The following is a 16,107-nucleotide window of genomic DNA, read 5'->3' as shown; positions in this document are numbered from 1 at the left end:
GAGGGCGCCGCGAAGGCTCCGTGTCTTAGATTCAAGTTTTCATCAGGCATCCAAAGGGACGCTTAACGCGGGACAGGCGTTGGCGTCCCTTTGCACTGTTCTTATGGTGAGAGCAAGGCCAGCCCTGAGCCCACCTGCCGATGGCCTGAACGCACGGAACCTTGAAAGGAGCGAGCATGACCCACCCCTCAGCAGAGCAAATGACCACAGATCAGACCACCCATGCCACTGCGCCCACCATCCCCCACCAGGACGCTCCTGAAACCCGACTGGGGGCGCACCTGCTGCCCGGAGGCCAGAGCACCCGCTTCCGGGTCTGGAGCACCACCGCCAGCGAGGTGCAGGTCAGGGTGGACGGCGCTCTCCACCCGATGACTGATCTTGGCGACGGCTTCTTCGAGGCGGTTCTGCCCGTCGGCGCAGGCGCACGCTACCTGTTCGTCCTGGACGGGCGTGAGCTGCCCGATCCCTACGCCCGCTTCCTGCCCGACGGCGTGCATGGCGAGGCCGAGGTCGATCATCCCGGCACCTACGTGTGGCAGAACACCGATTGGAAGGGCATCGCGCTGGACGAGTGCGTGTTCTACGAACTGCATGTCGGCACCTTCACTCCCGAGGGCACCTACCGCGCCGCGCAGGACAAATTGCCGTACCTGAAAGAACTAGGGATCACCGCCATCGAGCTGATGCCGCTGGCCGCCTACGACGGAGAGCGCGGCTGGGGCTACGACGGCGTGGCGCTGTACGCGCCGCACGCCCCGTACGGACGCCCCGAGGAGCTGATGGCCTTTATCGACGCCGCACACGGGCTTGGCCTGGGCGTCTTTCTGGACGTGGTGTACAACCACTTCGGCCCGGCGGGCAACTACCTGTCGGCCTACAGTCCTACCTACTTCACCGAGCGCTTTTCCAGCGCTTGGGGCATGGGCCTGGACTACGCCGAGGTTCACATGCGCCGCTACGTGACCGGCAACGCGCTGATGTGGCTTGACGAGTACAGGTTTGACGGCCTGCGCCTGGACGCCACTGCGGCCATGCAGGACGACAGCCCGGTGCATATCCTGAAAGAGCTCGCCGCGGAAGTTCACGAACTGGGCGGCACCCACCTGCTGCTCGCCGAAGATCACCGCAATCTGCCGGAACTGGTCACCGAGGACGGTCTGGACGGCATCTGGGTAGACGATTTCCATCACGAGGTGCGTGTGACCCTGACCGGCGAACAGGAGGGCTATTACGGCGGCTTCCAGGGCAGCGCCTCGGAACTGGCACAGGTGATCAACCGGGGCTGGAAGTACGAGGGGCAGTTCTGGTCCGTGACCGGAGAGGAGCACGCACGCGGCAAGCCCGCCGACGCGCTGGAAGCGCCCAGCTTCGTGTACTGCATCCAGAACCATGACCAGATTGGCAACCGGGCGTTGGGTGACCGGTTACAGCAGCACGAGAAGGTCAGCCTTCAACAGTTCCGCGGCGCGTCCACGCTGCTGCTGACGCTGCCGATGACCCCGCTGCTGTTCCAGGGTCAGGAATGGGCCTCCGAGACGCCCTTTCCCTTCTTTAGCGATCATGCCGGAGAACTAGGCCAGCTGGTCACCGAGGGGCGCAAGAAGGAATTCGCGTATTTCAGCGATTTCGCGCATCTGGAAGTGCCGGATCCGCAGGCGCGGGGCACTTTCGAGAGCGCCAAGTTGGACTGGTCCGAGAAAAACAGCGGCGAACATGCCAGGACGCTAGGGCTGTACAAGACCCTGCTGCACCTGCGCCGCGACGATCCTGCCCTGCAACCACGCTCCCGGCGATCGCTGAGCGCAGGCAACGAGGGCGAAGTGCTCTGGGTGCGCCAGAACAATGCGGCGGGCGAACGGCTACTGCTGTGGAACGTGGGCGAGGCAGCGGTCCAACTGGGCGGCCTGAAATTACCCCATCCGTTGCCCACCCGCGTTGTGGTCCACTCCGAGCAGACGGACGGCCCGCCGCGTGAGGTCACCACCCTCAATCCCGGCGAGGCCGTGCTGCTGGGGAACGCATGACCGCCACCGCGCCGCAGCCCAGCGCCCAGGAGCCGCAGGCCGCTCCCCACATTCCTTCGTCGACCTACCGGCTTCAGCTCAACCGGGACTTCGACTTCGCCGCCGCACGAAAGATCCTGCCGTACCTGGCGCGGCTGGGGGTCTCGGACGTGTACCTGTCTCCCATCTGGGCCAGCACGCCGGGCAGCCCGCACGGCTACGACGTGACCGATCATTCCGCAGTCAATCCCGAACTAGGGGGCATGGCGGGCCTGCGCAAGTTCTCCGCGCGGGCACGCGAGCTGGGCCTGAGCGTCGTGGTGGACTTCGTGCCCAACCACATGGGGATCCAAGGCGGCCACAACCCGTATTGGGAAGACGTGCTGATGCACGGGCAGGCCAGCCGCTACGCGCATTTCTTCGACATCTCGTGGCAACCCCTGAAACGAGCCCTGGAGGGCAAGGTGCTGCTGCCGGTGCTGGGCGAGCAGTACGGACGGGTGTTGGAAAACGGCGAACTGAAACTGGAACAATCGGAGGGCCGTTTCTTTCTGCGCTACTGGGAGCGCGCCCTGCCGCTGTCGCCGCGCAGCATCGCCCTGGTCTTGGAGGCGGCGCGCGAACATCTGCCTCGTGCCCGCGTCTCCCCTGTTCCCGACGCGGTCCCCCACCTTCAGTCGGACGCCGTGCGGGCCGAGTTGAGCAGCCTGGCCCGCAGTGTGGATAACCTGCCGCGCAGCACCTCAGACGCGCTGACCGACGAGGACCGGCTGGACCGCGCGCAGGAACTGGACGTCATGACCCGCCGCCTGCAAGCCCTGCTGAACACATCCGCCGAGGTGCGGGGAGCGCTGGAAGCGGCGCTGGCGGCCATCAACGCCGACACAACGCGGCTGGACGCCATCATCAGTGAACAGAATTACCGCCTGGCTTTCTGGAAGGTGGCCGCCGAGGAGATCAATTACCGCCGGTTCTTCGACATCAACGATCTGGCGGCGCTGCGGATGGAAGACCCGCGCGTGTTCTCCTGGGCGCACGCCACCCTGTTCGAGCTGGTGCGCGGGGGCGTCATTCAGGGCGTGAGGCTGGACCACACCGACGGCCTGTACGACCCCGCCGGGTACTTCCGGGCCTTGCAGGCCGGGGCCGCCGAGGCGCTGGGCGTGGACTGGAACCCGGAGGCGGGCGGACCGCTTCCGCTGTACGTGGTGGCCGAGAAGATCCTGGAGCCGGGCGAACATCTGCCGAACGCCTGGGCAGTGTACGGCACCACCGGTTACGACTTCCTGGCCGAACTGAACGGCGTATTCGTGGACGCCACGCACGAGGACGAGATCAGCGCGGTCTACCGCCGTTTCACCGGGGACCGCCTGAGTTACGGCGAGCACCTGTACCGGGGCAAGCAGCTGATCCAGCGCGTCAGCCTGCCCGGTGAAGTGAATGTGCTGACCGAATCGCTAGAGCGGCTGGGCGAGGCGGACCTGCGTTCGCGCGACTTCACCCTCTCGGCGCTGAGAAATGCCGTGCGCGAGGTCATCGCCACCTTCCCGGTTTACCGCACGTACCTGCGCGCCGACGGCTCGCGCGAACCTGGTGACAATGCCAAGATCGCCAAAGCCGTGCGCGACGCCAAGATTCAGAACCGGCGTGAGGGTGGGCCGCTCGATCCCAGCGTGTTCGACTACCTAGGCTCAGTGCTGACGATGGACGTGGCCGACGACAAGACGCGCGACGCCTACGCCAATTTCGCTCTCAGCTTCCAGCAGCTCACCGGCCCAGTGACGGCCAAGGGCGCGGAGGACACTGCTTTTTACCGCTACGCCCGCCTGCTGTCGCTGAATGAGGTGGGCGGCGATCCGGCGCATTTCGGCACGCGCCTCAAGGACTTTCACCGGGCCGCCCAGGAGCGTGCCCAGCGCTGGCCGCACGCGATGCTGTCGGGCAGCACCCACGACACCAAACGCGGTGAGGATACCCGCGCCCGCCTCAGCGTCCTGAGCGAGATCCCGCAGGTCTGGGGAGCGTTCGTGCGCCGCTGGGCCCCCGTGATCCTGGAACACAGCCAGGAGCAGGAGCTGGGCCTGGCCCCCAGTCCCCTGGACGCCTACACCTATCTTCAGACTGCACTGGGCGCGTACCCGCTGGACGGTCGCCCAGACGATCTGGCAGACCGGCTGAGCGCCTACATGCTCAAGGCCAGCCGCGAGGCCAAGTTGCGGACGAGCTGGGCCGCTCCCGACGAAGACTATGAGGCGGCGCTGGACAGCTTCGTGCGTGGCCTGCTGGCCGACCAGGGCTTCGCCGCTGCCCTGCGTGACCTGCACATCCTGATCAGCCCCTACGGCGCGCAGAACGGTCTGAGTGCCACGCTCGCCCGCCTGACCGCCCCCGGCGTCCCCGACACCTACCAGGGTTCGGAGGGTTGGAACCAGAGTCTGGTCGACCCCGACAATCGCCGTCCGGTGGATTACCCGGCGCTGCAACGCCGCCTGACCCGGCTGGAAAAGGGCGCGAGTCTGCCACTCGCCAGCAAATTGCTGGCAGATTACGAGGACGGCGGCATCAAGACGTTGGTGACTTGGGCCGCCCTGCAGACGCGCGACGCCCATCCGGAATTGTTCCAGGCGGGAAGTTACCGCCCGCTGGACGCCGGACGACACCTGCTGGCCTTCGCCCGCGAACATGGGGGCGAACTGGCGGTGACGGTTGCGCCGAGGCTCACGCTGACCCTGACCCGTCAGGTCGTTCCCTGGGCGCTGGGCGAGGTCTGGGGCACACGCCAGCTCACGCTGCCGGGTTCCGGAATGTTCGAGAACGTGCTGACCGGCGAACGCTTCCGGGTGCGCGGCGGCAGGATTCCGCTGGCAAAGGTGCTGGAGGAATTTCCGCTGGCGCTGCTGGTCAAGCGGTAAACCGGGAGTGACACCAGGAGTGGTGGCGCACTTTTCCGTGCGTCGCCCTCCTCTTTTTATGTCAGCTGCCGCCGCTGTACACCCTCAGCTGTAGATCCGGAAACGCCGCCCCCAATTCCTGGGCGAGGCGCCGTAAACCCCACTCCTCGGTGCGGCGGTGGCCCAGGGCGATCACCCCAAGCCCCAGGGCGTGAGCGGCTGCCGAGGCTGAGGGGCGCAGTTGCCCGGTCAGGTAGACCTGCACGCCCTGAGCAGCGACGTGTTCGATCAGGCCGGGATTCATGGCGTTCATCAGCGCCAGTTTCAAAGGCTGGGCGCTGGGAGCAGGTGGCCAGGAACTGTCCTCGCCACCCAGTTCGGCGTGAAGGGCAGCCTGTAAGTCGGCCCAGTTTCCCTGTGGAGGCGTGGCGATAAGGCCCCTGACTTCACTCTTCCAGACCACCTGCCGCACGTCGCGCCAGCCCAGGGTGTGGGCCAGTCTATAGTTAGGCCCGGTCGCCAGCGCCAGATCGAAGCCGTCGTGGACCCCCAGCACGCCCAGGCCGGGCCAGCTGTGTCCCACCCGCAGGGAGCGGTGCACGAACAGCGCGTCGGCGTCCACTTCGGGCGGCAGATCGGCGGGTTCGAGCGCCAGGGCCAGCCTGCGTACCGTGGGCGGCCCGTCGCGTTTGAGCGGCTGCTGCTCGCCGAATTCAGCGCGCAACCAGTCAGCCAGCTCCTGCAGTGTGGCCGTCACGCCTGCCACCGCCAGACTTTTGAGACGAAGGGTGGAGTCTCCGTCGCCGCCAGCTCCTGCGGCCCAGGCACCGCATACCAGCCTGCCCACTCCTCCAGTTCGGCCAGCGTGACTGGAAAGGTGTCGGGCGGCAGGTTAAGGTTCCGGGCCTCCAGGCGTCTCCACAATTCCGCCAGCGGCACATCCATCACATGCAGCTCGAACTGCACCGCCAGTTCAGCGGCGCGCACACGGAAGAAATCGCGCTCATCGCGCGCCCAGCAGCCGTAATCGAGAATCACGCTCATCCCCAGCGTTAGAGCACGCGCCGCCACGCCCCACAGCAACCGTGACTCCAGAACCCAGCGCCTATCGCCCGATTCTCCTGCGCCGAACAGTGGCGTCATCCACTCGTCGGGGGTCAGGCGCAGGGCCGAATGCTCTGCCTCCAGTTGCCGCGCCAGCGTGGTCTTGCCGGAGCCCGGCAGGCCGATCAGCAGAAAAAGTGTGGGCACGAGTCAACAGTGGTGGTGGCGGCCCCGACAGTGTTGCGGGGCCGCCTCACCGAACGGAAGCTTACCTGTCGTCGTCCTTCTTCTCTTCCTTGCCGTCGTAGTCGACACCCTTCCAGCCGCCGGGATCGACGAAGCCAGCCGAGGAATCACGCTCGACGTTCTTGTCGACGTATTCCTGAGAAGCGTGCGCACCCTGTTCCTCCTTTGCGCCCCGCGGGGTCTCGCCCTGGACGTCCGTGCGCTGCTGATCGGTCATCTCGGTGCTGAAGGTGGGATTTTCAGGCTTCTTGGAATCAGTCATGGCTCCAGCGTGCCCCAGACCGGGACGTGGGGCGTGAGAAAAAAGCCAAAAGGGACAGGGCAAATGGCCCCGGGCACCGCTCAGGCCAGCAGGGGCGGCAGCGGACGTGGGCTGAGGCGGGCGCGGTACAGCGCCGGATCAAAGCGCCCCAGCGTGCGCCGGAAGTTTGAAGCCCGCTCCGGCCACAGGGTGCTGTTCCGGCCGTTCGCGTCCAGATAGTAGCTGGTGCAGCCGCCCTGCACCCACACCGACTTGCGCAATTTGTCCTGCAGAGCGTCACTGTAGGCACGCTGCGCCTCGGGTGTCGGCTCCAGGCTCAGCAGGTGTGCAGCGTCCATATGCGCCAGGGCCCGCAAGATGTAGGCCACCTGCGCCTCAATGATGTACACGATGGAATTATGCCCCAGCGCGGTGTTCGGCCCCACCAGCAGAAAGAGGTTGGGAAAGCCGGTCACCGCCGTGCCGTGCAGGGCTTCCATGTACGTGTCCCAGGCTTCCGAGAGGCGCTGACCGCCCCGCCCGACGATCCGCCGGGCCATCGGCGGTTGCGTGGCATTGAAGCCGGTGCCGCCGATCAGCACGTCGAAAACGCGGTCCTGGCCGTCTGCCGTCCGGATTTCGTTGCCGTGAATCCCGGTGATGGCCTCCGTCACCAGTTCCACGTTGGGTTGCTGGATCGCCGGGTAGTAGTCGTCGCTGACCAGAATGCGCTTGCAACCCAGGCGGTAGTCCGGGGTCAGCTTGCTGCGCAGTTCCGGGTCAGCCACCTGTGCCTCTAGGTGCTGATGACCCACCCTTTCCATCAACGCGCCCACCTTCGGGTTGGAAAAGCCCAGATGGCGCGCCTCCGCCTTCACGAAGATCCACTGGCGCGAGAGACGCTGCAGCGCCGGGTAACGCCGGAACAGTTCGCGGCGGCGCGGTGAGGTTTCATCGTCCATGCGCGGCATGACCCACGGCGGGGTGCGCTGAAATACCGTGAGTCGCCCGACGAGCGGCTGAATCTCGGGAATGAACTGGATGGCCGAGGCCCCGGTGCCGATCACCGCCACCCGTTTCCCTCTAAGATCCACAGCGTGGTTCCAGCGTGCCGAGTGAAAGCGTTCACACTGGAAATCCTCCAGTCCCGGAATGTCGGGCCATTTCGGCTCAATCAGGGGGCCATGCCCGGAAATCAGGACGCGGGCCGTGAAATCGCCGCCGCTGGTGCGGATGCGCCACAGGCCCTCCTCCTCGTCCCAGCGGGCCTCCTCCATCTCGGTGTTGAAGCGGATATGGGGCCTCAGTCCCTGCTCGTCGGCGGTTGTTCTGAGGTATGCCAGGATCTCAGGCTGGCGGGCGTAGCGGTGGCTCCAGTCGGGATTGGGGACCCCCGAGAATGAATACAGGTCACTCTTCACGTCGCAGGCACAGCCGGGGTAGGTGTTGTCACGCCAGGTGCCACCCACCTCCGCACCACGCTCGAAGATCACAAAGTTGTGGACGCCGCGCCGCCTCAGTTCCAGCGCTGTACCCAGCCCCGCGAAGCCCGCACCCAGGATGGCGATCTGATGATGGGTCATAATCCATTCTGCTCCAGAAACTGGCGCAGCAAAGCAGTGAAGCTCGCCTCCCGCTCGATCTGTGGGACGTGGCCCGTCTGCTCAAAAAGGTGGACGCTGGCATGCGGGTGCGTGCGGCGGGCCGCTTCCAGGTGGCGGACGGGCAGGATCTCATCGCGGTCTCCCCAGACGATGAGGGTGGGCAGGTTCAGGGCCGGGAGTCGTCCGGCCAGTTCAGCCTGCCACTGCGCCCGCGCCCCGCGCACGTCACCAATCGAGCGCAGCACCGACAGGAAGGCCCGCGCCGCGCCGGGCTGCCGCGAGAGGTCCAGCGTGTGCGCGATGCGCTCCGGCGTGGCGAAATCAGGAGAGGCGAACAGGCTGCGGGTCACGCGCCGCGCGCCCCTCGGATTGGCGGCCAGCAGCCGCTCGCCCAGGCCTAGCACGGCGCACAGGCGCAGGGCCAGCGCCACGTCCCGCCCAAATCCTGCGGAATTGACCAGCACCAGCCCACGCGCCCGCCCCGGAGACATCACGGCGAACATCTGCGCCACCGCCCCGCCCAGCGAATTGCCGATCAGGGTCACGGGCCGCGTCTCAGCCACGGCGTCCAGGTAGTGCCGCACGAAACGTGCCAGCCCCGGCAGGCTGTAATTCACGTCCGGTTTGTCGGTGTAACCGAAGCCAATCATATCCGGGGCATAGACACGGTGGGTGCTGGAGAGGGCTCCGATCGTCGGCCCGAAATCCTCCAGACTGCGGCCAATGCCGTGCAACAGGAGGACGGGCGGGCCGTCGCCCCCGGTGACGTGGCGGGTGCGAACGCCGTCCACATCCAGGAAATGCGGGGGCAAAGAGTGCAGGACAGGGTCAGCAGCCGTCATGGATTCCTCCGAAGAAAGCATGGGTTGGGTGGAGGATGCCGCGTAGCGCCCCATTTCGCCGTGAGTGGGCAAGGATTCGGGCCACTGTGGACTCAGGCGGATTCAGATCAGCCGGTCCAGCGTCGCCATGTACCGTGCGGGAAACAGGCGTTGCAGCACATCGATCACCGTCGCGTCGGTGCCGATCAGGATGCGTCCCTCGTCCCCCTCGATGCCCTGCAGGATGCGGGCGGCGGCCCTGTGCGGCGAGGTGACCAGACGGCGCTCGAAATCGGCCTGTCCGCGCTCCAGCTCCGCACGGGGCCGGGTGGTCAGCGAACCGGGGCGGGCGCGGCGGGCGATGGCCGTGCGGATGCCGCCAGGATGCACCACGCTCAGGCCGACGCCGCTGCCCCTCAGCTCGTGGCGCAGCGACTCGGAAAAGCCGCGCACCGCGAACTTGCTGGCCGCATAGCCGGTCTGCTCGGGTGGTCCGATCAGCCCGAAGACGCTGGACACGTTGACGATCCGGGCGGGCGCGGCGACGCGCAGATGCGGCAGGAAGTGACGGCAGCCGTACACCCCACCCCAGAAGTTGATGCCCATGATCCATTCCAGGTCATCCTGGCTCAGCTCCTCGAAGGTGCCGCCCAGCGCCACGCCTGCGTTGTTGATCAGCAGATTCACGCGCCCGTGGGCGGCCACCGCCGCCGCCGCGTACTCGGCCACCTCGGCCTCGCGCGACACGTCCACCATGTGCAGGCTCACGCGCCCGCCAAAGGGCCGGGCCAGCAGGGCCGTCTCGTTCAGGGCGTCCTCATTCACGTCCGCCAAGGCCAGCGCAGCTCCCCGTGCGGCCAGATTCAGCGCCAGCGCCCGCCCGATGCCCGACCCAGCTCCGGTGACGGCGGCCACCGTCCTATCTGAAAGCTGCATCAACCCTCCGCAGGGGCAGCACTGTCGCCACGGGCAAAGGCGGCCAGCGCGGCCCGCGCCACCTGTTCGCCCGCGTCCTCCTGCACGAAGTGACCCACCTCCTCCAGTTCCAGCGGAGGGGGGCAGCCGGGAAGCTGTGAACGCAGCAGGCGCATGGCAGGTGGCCCCAGCACCGGGTCGGCCTGACCTACCGCCATGAAGCTCTGCCCCTGCCACTGGGTCTGGAACCATTCGCGCGCCTGCCTCGACAGCTCGGCTCCCGGGGCATCCGGGCGATCCGGCACCAGCCGGGGAAAGGCACGCACGCCGCCCTTGAAGCTGGCATCAGGAAACGGCGCGGCGTAGGCGGCGGCCTCGGCGTCGCTCAGGCCTGGCGAGGAGCGCCTCAGCAGGGCGGCCACGTCCAGATCAGGGCGAGCCTCGGCGTAAGCCCGCCACGCCAGGAAACCACGGCCCAGCGGCACGTCGCCCGTCCCCAGCGCCGTATTCATGACTAGCAGGCGCGCGAAGCGTCCAGGCAGGGCCATCGGCAGGGTCAGGCCCAGCAGCCCACCCCAGTCCTGACAGACCAGCGTGATGTTCCTCAGGTCCAGCCGCTCGATGAAGCGCAGCAGCGTGTCCCGGTGAAACTCGAAGCTATAGATCTCGTCGTCGCTGGGCTTGTCCGATTTACCAAAACCGTACAGGTCTGGGGCCACGGCGCGGTGTCCGACCCCAGTGAACACTGGAATCATCTTGCGGTACAGATAGCTCCAGGTGGGCTGGCCGTGCAGGCACAGGAAGGTCTGCGCAGCGTCGCGCGGCCCCTCGTCTAGGTAATGCAGGCGCAACCCCTCGAAACCGGCCAGATCATCCAGATACTGTGGGGCGAAGGGGTAGCCAGGAAGATTGGCGAAGGCGGCGTCAGGGGTTCGCAGGGCGGGGATGGGAATCATGGCGTCCTTTTGAATTGAGGTCAGAGGAATGAGGTCCCCAGTATCTCAAAATCGGACGCCGCCCGGAAAGACTGATCCTAGCGCCCCGCCGTCTCCAGTTCCAGCCCGGCCAGCACGTCGCTCAACCCCGTCTCGAAGCGCTGCACCGCAGCGTCCACGTCCGCCAGCTTGTCCAGCCCAAACAGGCCGACCCGGAAGGTTTTGAAATCCGGTCCCTCGCCCACCTGAAGCGGAACGCCCGCCGCGATCTGCAACCCCACCTCCCGGAACGCCTTGCCATTCTGGAGGGTGTCCACGCTGGTGTAGCTGACCACCACGCCGGGAGCTCCGTAGCCCTCGGCAGCCACACTGGCAAAACCCGCTGCCTTCAGGGTCTCACGGACCCGCCTGCCCAGGTTCCACTGGGCGTCCTGCGCCCGCCCGAAACCGAAAGCCTTCATCTCCAGCACCGTGTCACGGAACTGACGCAGGCCGTCGGTGGGCAGGGTGGCGTGATACGCGAAGCCGCCGCCCTCGTAGGCGCGCATAATCCCCAACCACTTCTTCAGATCAAGCGTGAAGCTGACCGAATCGGTGGCCTCCACCCGCACCACAGCGGCCGCACTGAGGAGCGCGACTCCGGCGCAGGGCGTGCTGCTCCAACCCTTCTGCGGGGCGGTAATCAGCACATCGATGCCCAAGTCCACCATGTCCAGCCACACGCTGCCGGAGGCAATACAGTCGATGACCAGCAGGCCACCAACCCCATGTGTCGCCTGCGCCAGCTGACGCAGGTAATCCTCCGGCAGAATGATGCCCGACGAGGTTTCCACGTGCGGCGCGAACACCAGCGCCGGTTTCTCGCGGCGGATGGTCTCCACCACGTCCTCGATGGGTGGGGGCGCGAACGGTTCCTGGGGTCCTGACCCCTGCGGCTGCGCGCTGAGCACCGTCACGGCCTGGGGCACGCGGCTCATCTCGAAAATCTGGGACCAGCGGTAGCTGAACCAGCCATTGCGGACCACCAGACAGCGCTGGCCCGGCGCGAGCTGATCCACCACCGCTTCCATCGCGGACGTGCCCGAACCCGGAATGATCGCCAAAGCGTCGGCGTGGTAGACCGCCTTCAGCTCACGGGACAGGTCATGCATGACCTCCTGAAAGGCAGCGGACATGTGATTGAGGGAACGGTCCGTGTAGACCACCGAATATTCCAGCAGGCCGTCGGGATCGATATCTGGGCGCAGAGGGGGCATGGAGACTCCTTAATGAATGGGCATGGGGAAAGGCCAGCAAAAAAAACGTGCTTCCATTCCAGAGTATGACCCAGGAGTGGAAGCGTGCGTTCCCTGTCAGCCCCTAATGGCACAGGGCTTGCATGTTCAGGCGGGACGCAGCTTCAGAACTGCGCCAGCACGCCTTCCAGGCGCTCCTTCTGTGCGCTGAAGTCCTGCACGCGCCGCCTCTCCTCCTCGATGACCTCGGCAGGAGCGCGGGCCACAAACCCCTCATTGCTCAGTTTGCCCTGCGCCTGCCTGATCTGCTTGTCCAGCTCCACCAGGCGCTTTTTCTGCTTGCCCAGCCACTCGGCGATGTCCACGGTCCCTTCCAGCGGGGCACGGACGGTTACGCCGCCCTCCACGGCGGACAGGGTGCGGCCCTCCAGTTCGGACACCAGATTCACGCGGGCGATACTCTCCACCACCCTTGCATTCTCGGCCACGGCACCTGCCTGCTCGCCCTCCACCACCACGCCCAGACGGTCCTGGGGCGACAGGCCCAGCTCGTTCTTGAGGCTGCGGGCCGCAGCCACCGCGTCGCGCAGACCGTTGAAGGTGCGGGTGGCGCCGGCGTCATGCAGCGCGTCCACCGACTGTGGCCAGGCATGCAGCGCCAGTTGACGGCGGTGACCCAGCGCGGCGTAGACCTCGGAGGTGATGAACGGCATGAAGGGGTGCAGCAGCTTGAGAATATGTTCCAGCACGGCCTTAAGCGTTGCCATACTGCCCAGCCGTCCCTCGGCCAGGGCAGGCTTGGCGGCCTCGATGTACCAGTCGCAGAACTCGTCCCAGGTAAACGCGTACAGCGTGCGGATCGCCGCGCCCAGATCGAAGGCGTCCAGTTGCCCGCTGGCCTCGGCGGTCACGGCGTTCAGGCGCGAGATGATCCAGCGGTCTGCCGGGGTCAGATCGTCGCGGGCCACCAGCGCGGTCAGGACGTCCCGGCTCCTCATGGCCGCGCTGGCCGCGCCGGGTTGCAGGCTGCGGACATAGCTGGTCAGGTCGTCGTCGCCCTCCAGGCCTGGAATCGCCTCGCCCAGCCGCATCAGGGCAAAGCGGGCCGCGTTCCACAGCTTGTTGGCAAAGTTGCGCCCCTGCTCGAAGCGCCGCGCATCGTGGCGGATATCCTGCCCGCCCGTGGAAAGGAAAGCGAAGGCGAAGCGACAGGCATCCACCCCGTACTGCTCAAACAGTTCGAGGGGATCAATGCCGTTGCCCTTGCTCTTGGACATCTTCTGGCCCTTGGCGTCCAGATACAGGCCGTGCAACATCACCGTGCTAAACGGTGCCTGTCCGGTCAGCCCGTACCCGGCCATCTGCATCCTGGCCACCCAGAAAAACAGGATGTCGTAGCCGGTAACCAGCACCTGCGTCGGGTAGAACTTGCGGAAGTCCTCGGCGTCGGTGTCGGGCCAGCCCAGGGTGGAAAAGGGCCACAGATTGGAAGAAAACCAGGTGTCGAACACGTCCGGGTCACGGCGCAGTGCCAGGTGCGCGTAGCGTGGGTCCTGATCGCAGTCCAGGTCAGGATTCTCGGGATCGGGAACATAGATGTTCCCCTCGGCGTCGTACCACGCGGGAATCTGGTGGCCCCACCACAATTGCCGGGAGATGTTCCAGTCCCGGATGTTCTCCAGCCAGTCGCGGTTGACCTTGCCGTAGCGCTCCGGCACCAGCCGGATCTCCCCGGCGTCCAGACCAGCCAGCACCTGATCCGCGAACGGTTTCATGTGCACGAACCACTGCGTGGAGATGATCGGCTCGACGGGCACTTTCGTCCGCTCGGACAGGCCGATGGCGGTGTCGTGGTCCTTTTCTTCCAGCAAGTCGCCGGATTCGGTCAGCGCTTTGACCACCGCCTTGCGCGCTGCGAAGCGCTCCAGGCCCCGAAACGCCTCCGGCACAAGAGCGGAGGTCAGGTTGCCTTCCAGATCGATCACGCTGGGGCGCGCCAGCCCGTGACGCTCACCGATCTCGAAGTCGGTGGGGTCATGGGCCGGGGTGATCTTGAGCGCGCCCACGCCAAAATCCATCTCCACAGCAGCGTCGGCGATGATCGGGATCAAGCGGTCGGTGAGGGGAATGCGCGCCCGCTGCCCCACCAGATGCGTGAAGCGTCCGTCGTCGGGATGAACCGCAATCGCCTGATCGGCGAAGATCGTCTCGGGGCGGACGGTGGCGATCAGGATCTCACCGGCCTCGCCATTGCTGGGGGCTGCTGCCGGGTTTTCCAACTTGTAGGACAGCGTGGTCATCTTGCCCTTGCGGACCTCGCGGTCGATTTCCAGTTCTGAGAGGGTGGTCTGCGCGGCCACATCCCAGTTGACGATGCGCTCGCCCCGGTACGCGGCGCCGTCGTGGTACAGCCGCACGAACTGGGCGCGCACGGCGCGGCTCAGGCCCTCGTCCATCGTGAAGCGCTCGCGCGTCCAGTCGGCACTGACCCCCAGCCGGGTGAGCTGGTTCAGGATGATGCCGCCGGACTCACCCTTCCACTCCCAGACGTTGTCCAGAAACCGCTCGCGGCCCAGATCGTGACGGGAGACGCCCTGCTCACGCAGTTGCTTTTCCACCACCACCTGCGTGCTGATCCCGGCGTGGTCCATGCCCGGCAGGTACAGCGCCTCGAAGCCCGCCATGCGCTTGTAGCGGATCAGCGTGTCGATCAGCGTATTGTCCAGCGCGTGGCCCAGGTGCAGGTTGCCCGTCACATTGGGCGGCGGAATCACGATGGTAAAGGGTTCTCTGCCACTGGTGGCGTCGGCGCGGAACGGTTCGTTGCGCCACCTCGCCGCCCAGCCCGGCTCGACGGCCCGCGGATCAAACTGCTTGGCCAGAATGGAATCGTTCTCGGGAGCCAGCTGCTCAGGAGAGGGGGTTTCGGGTGCGGAAGTGATGTCTGGCAGGTCAGTCATGGGCAGGTCTCCTGAAAGGGGGCGGCATTCAGATACGGCAGCGCGGCGTCCATGTCCCAGTCCAGACCGGGCGTGTCCAGCGCGGCCCAGCGAAAGGCGAACAGATAGCCGCCGGCGGGATGGATCCAATTTGGGGGAAGATCGGGCGGCGCGGCGAAAGCATAGGCGTGGCAGACCTGCCGGATAAAGCGCTCCGGAAGCTGCGCCTCCCAGCGGTAGGACCGCAGGTGACGCGGCGCACTGAGCTGTAGACCGGATTCCTCAAACAGCTCGCGCACAGCGGTCTGTGCTGGGGTTTCGCCGTCCTCCACGCCACCGGCGGGCAGCTGAACGCCCGCCTCCGGCACATCCACATGCTCAAAGACGAGCAGGGAGGAGGCCCGCACCACGAAGCACAGCACCCTCTCGCGCAAACCAGAGGCCATGGCGTCCGCCCGCGCCTGCGCCTGATTGTCGTAAAACGTGATCATTGCCTTTGCCTCCGCCGACGGAAGAGACGAAAAAACGCCTCGTCCGCCGGATTGCTCCGTGCGCGGACGAGACGCCTGAAAAAGGACAGATCCCGTGGTACCACCGCCATTCCCGTCTGCATGACGGGCGCTCTCCTTGCGCTATGCCGGGCGCACCCGGACGGCTCTACTCCCCAGGGCTGGGTTTCTTCCGTCTCGCTCGCGGGCGACTTTCTCCGTCTGCGGTCCCGTCCAGATTCTCAGTCACGCTCTGGACTTCCTGTGGGTGCATGGGCGGATACTCCTCCCGGTCACTGCCCGGTCAGTATACGCGGCGGCGCAAGGCGATTGCATCTGCCCTCTGGCGGGGTGGGTGCCGCGCAGCAAATCCTGTGCAATGGGTTGAGGTCAGGGGCAAGCCCCAATCCGGGCGACCGCAAAGATGCCATAAAGGCCCTCTTTCCCGAGCCTCCCGGCGGATCCTTAGCCTGGGCAAGCAGTCAAGATGACACAGTTCGCCTGACCCCAGGCACGCGATCTCTGGTCATGGAGGTTTGGATGAACCGAGCACTTAAACAATCAGGCAGCGCACTCACGCTGGCCCTGCTTTCCGGCGCGGCGCTGGCGGGCGGTTCGGAGGGTGGGCGGCAGGAAGGCCTGCTGTCGGTCAACGGCGCGCAGATTCACTACGTCTCGCAGGGCAGCGGCACCCCCATGCTGCTGCTGCACGGCTATCCGCTCAGCGGCGAACTGTTCGCCC

At 66.2% G+C, this 16,107-nt stretch carries 12 protein-coding genes and 1 pseudogene; 3 read left to right on the top strand and 10 right to left on the bottom strand.

The genetic code is table 11. The annotated features are described in order from the left end of the window. Positions 1–176 precede the first annotated feature (176 nt). Complete coding sequence (gene treZ / locus HNQ08_RS24835) at positions 177–2,027, top strand: malto-oligosyltrehalose trehalohydrolase (RefSeq protein ID WP_425321376.1); 1,851 nt, start codon at positions 177–179, stop codon at positions 2,025–2,027. Continuing rightward, on the top strand, positions 2,024–4,918 hold the full coding sequence (treY, locus tag HNQ08_RS24830) for a malto-oligosyltrehalose synthase (protein WP_184137926.1): 2,895 nt from the start codon (positions 2,024–2,026) through the stop codon (positions 4,916–4,918). The genes treZ and treY overlap by 4 nt, the downstream gene beginning before the upstream one ends. Positions 4,919–4,979: 61 nt before the next feature. Here treY and HNQ08_RS24825 read toward each other — a convergent pair whose 3' ends face one another. The 10 genes from HNQ08_RS24825 to HNQ08_RS24780 form a co-directional block, all read right to left on the bottom strand. Then, positions 4,980–5,654, bottom strand: coding sequence for a Nif3-like dinuclear metal center hexameric protein (locus tag HNQ08_RS24825; protein WP_184137925.1), 675 nt, complete (start codon positions 5,652–5,654; stop codon positions 4,980–4,982). Continuing rightward, positions 5,651–6,148: a P-loop nucleotide/nucleoside kinase family protein gene (locus tag HNQ08_RS24820; RefSeq protein WP_184137924.1), complete on the bottom strand. Its 498-nt coding sequence runs from the start codon at positions 6,146–6,148 to the stop codon at positions 5,651–5,653. The genes HNQ08_RS24825 and HNQ08_RS24820 overlap by 4 nt, the downstream gene beginning before the upstream one ends. A gap of 61 nt (positions 6,149–6,209) precedes the next feature. Further along, positions 6,210–6,449 (bottom strand): hypothetical protein, encoded by a 240-nt coding sequence (locus tag HNQ08_RS24815; RefSeq protein WP_184137923.1) that lies wholly within the window; start codon positions 6,447–6,449, stop codon positions 6,210–6,212. A gap of 80 nt (positions 6,450–6,529) precedes the next feature. Beyond that, a complete protein-coding gene (locus tag HNQ08_RS24810) occupies positions 6,530–8,011 on the bottom strand; it encodes a flavin-containing monooxygenase (protein ID WP_221284483.1) in 1,482 nt (493 codons plus the stop codon). Next, positions 8,008–8,874, bottom strand: coding sequence for an alpha/beta fold hydrolase (locus HNQ08_RS24805; protein WP_184137922.1), 867 nt, complete (start codon positions 8,872–8,874; stop codon positions 8,008–8,010). Before HNQ08_RS24805 ends, HNQ08_RS24810 begins: the two co-directional genes overlap by 4 nt. Positions 8,875–8,976: 102 nt before the next feature. After that, positions 8,977–9,789, bottom strand: coding sequence for an SDR family NAD(P)-dependent oxidoreductase (locus HNQ08_RS24800; protein WP_184137921.1), 813 nt, complete (start codon positions 9,787–9,789; stop codon positions 8,977–8,979). Then, positions 9,789–10,724 (bottom strand): haloalkane dehalogenase, encoded by a 936-nt coding sequence (locus HNQ08_RS24795; protein ID WP_184137920.1) that lies wholly within the window; start codon positions 10,722–10,724, stop codon positions 9,789–9,791. The genes HNQ08_RS24800 and HNQ08_RS24795 overlap by 1 nt, the downstream gene beginning before the upstream one ends. Before the next feature lie 77 nt (positions 10,725–10,801). After that, positions 10,802–11,959: an aminotransferase class V-fold PLP-dependent enzyme gene (locus HNQ08_RS24790; protein ID WP_184137919.1), complete on the bottom strand. Its 1,158-nt coding sequence runs from the start codon at positions 11,957–11,959 to the stop codon at positions 10,802–10,804. A gap of 143 nt (positions 11,960–12,102) precedes the next feature. After that, positions 12,103–14,898 (bottom strand): valine--tRNA ligase, encoded by a 2,796-nt coding sequence (locus HNQ08_RS24785; protein ID WP_184137918.1) that lies wholly within the window; start codon positions 14,896–14,898, stop codon positions 12,103–12,105. Further along, complete coding sequence (locus HNQ08_RS24780) at positions 14,895–15,368, bottom strand: NUDIX hydrolase (protein ID WP_184137917.1); 474 nt, start codon at positions 15,366–15,368, stop codon at positions 14,895–14,897. Before HNQ08_RS24780 ends, HNQ08_RS24785 begins: the two co-directional genes overlap by 4 nt. Positions 15,369–15,905: 537 nt before the next feature. Here HNQ08_RS24780 and HNQ08_RS24775 point away from each other — a divergent pair. Then, a pseudogene (locus HNQ08_RS24775) lies at positions 15,906–16,107 on the top strand (alpha/beta fold hydrolase); the annotation flags it as partial.

This window comes from Deinococcus humi, assembly GCF_014201875.1.
In the GTDB taxonomy this organism is placed as follows: Bacteria; Deinococcota; Deinococci; order Deinococcales; family Deinococcaceae; genus Deinococcus; species Deinococcus humi.
The sequence above is the reverse complement of the archived record's forward strand: the minus strand, read 5'-3'. Positions and strand labels throughout refer to the sequence as shown.

Coding starts and splice junctions, on each gene's coding strand:
- HNQ08_RS24810 (WP_221284483.1), bottom strand. CDS start 8,011: ATGACCCATCATCAGATCGCCATCCTGGGTGCGGGCTTCGCGGGGCTG.
- HNQ08_RS24790 (WP_184137919.1), bottom strand. CDS start 11,959: ATGCCCCCTCTGCGCCCAGATATCGATCCCGACGGCCTGCTGGAATAT.
- HNQ08_RS24800 (WP_184137921.1), bottom strand. CDS start 9,789: ATGCAGCTTTCAGATAGGACGGTGGCCGCCGTCACCGGAGCTGGGTCG.
- treZ (WP_425321376.1), top strand. CDS start 177: ATGACCCACCCCTCAGCAGAGCAAATGACCACAGATCAGACCACCCAT.
- HNQ08_RS24795 (WP_184137920.1), bottom strand. CDS start 10,724: ATGATTCCCATCCCCGCCCTGCGAACCCCTGACGCCGCCTTCGCCAAT.
- treY (WP_184137926.1), top strand. CDS start 2,024: ATGACCGCCACCGCGCCGCAGCCCAGCGCCCAGGAGCCGCAGGCCGCT.
- HNQ08_RS24785 (WP_184137918.1), bottom strand. CDS start 14,898: ATGACTGACCTGCCAGACATCACTTCCGCACCCGAAACCCCCTCTCCT.
- HNQ08_RS24780 (WP_184137917.1), bottom strand. CDS start 15,368: ATGATCACGTTTTACGACAATCAGGCGCAGGCGCGGGCGGACGCCATG.
- HNQ08_RS24815 (WP_184137923.1), bottom strand. CDS start 6,449: ATGACTGATTCCAAGAAGCCTGAAAATCCCACCTTCAGCACCGAGATG.
- HNQ08_RS24805 (WP_184137922.1), bottom strand. CDS start 8,874: ATGACGGCTGCTGACCCTGTCCTGCACTCTTTGCCCCCGCATTTCCTG.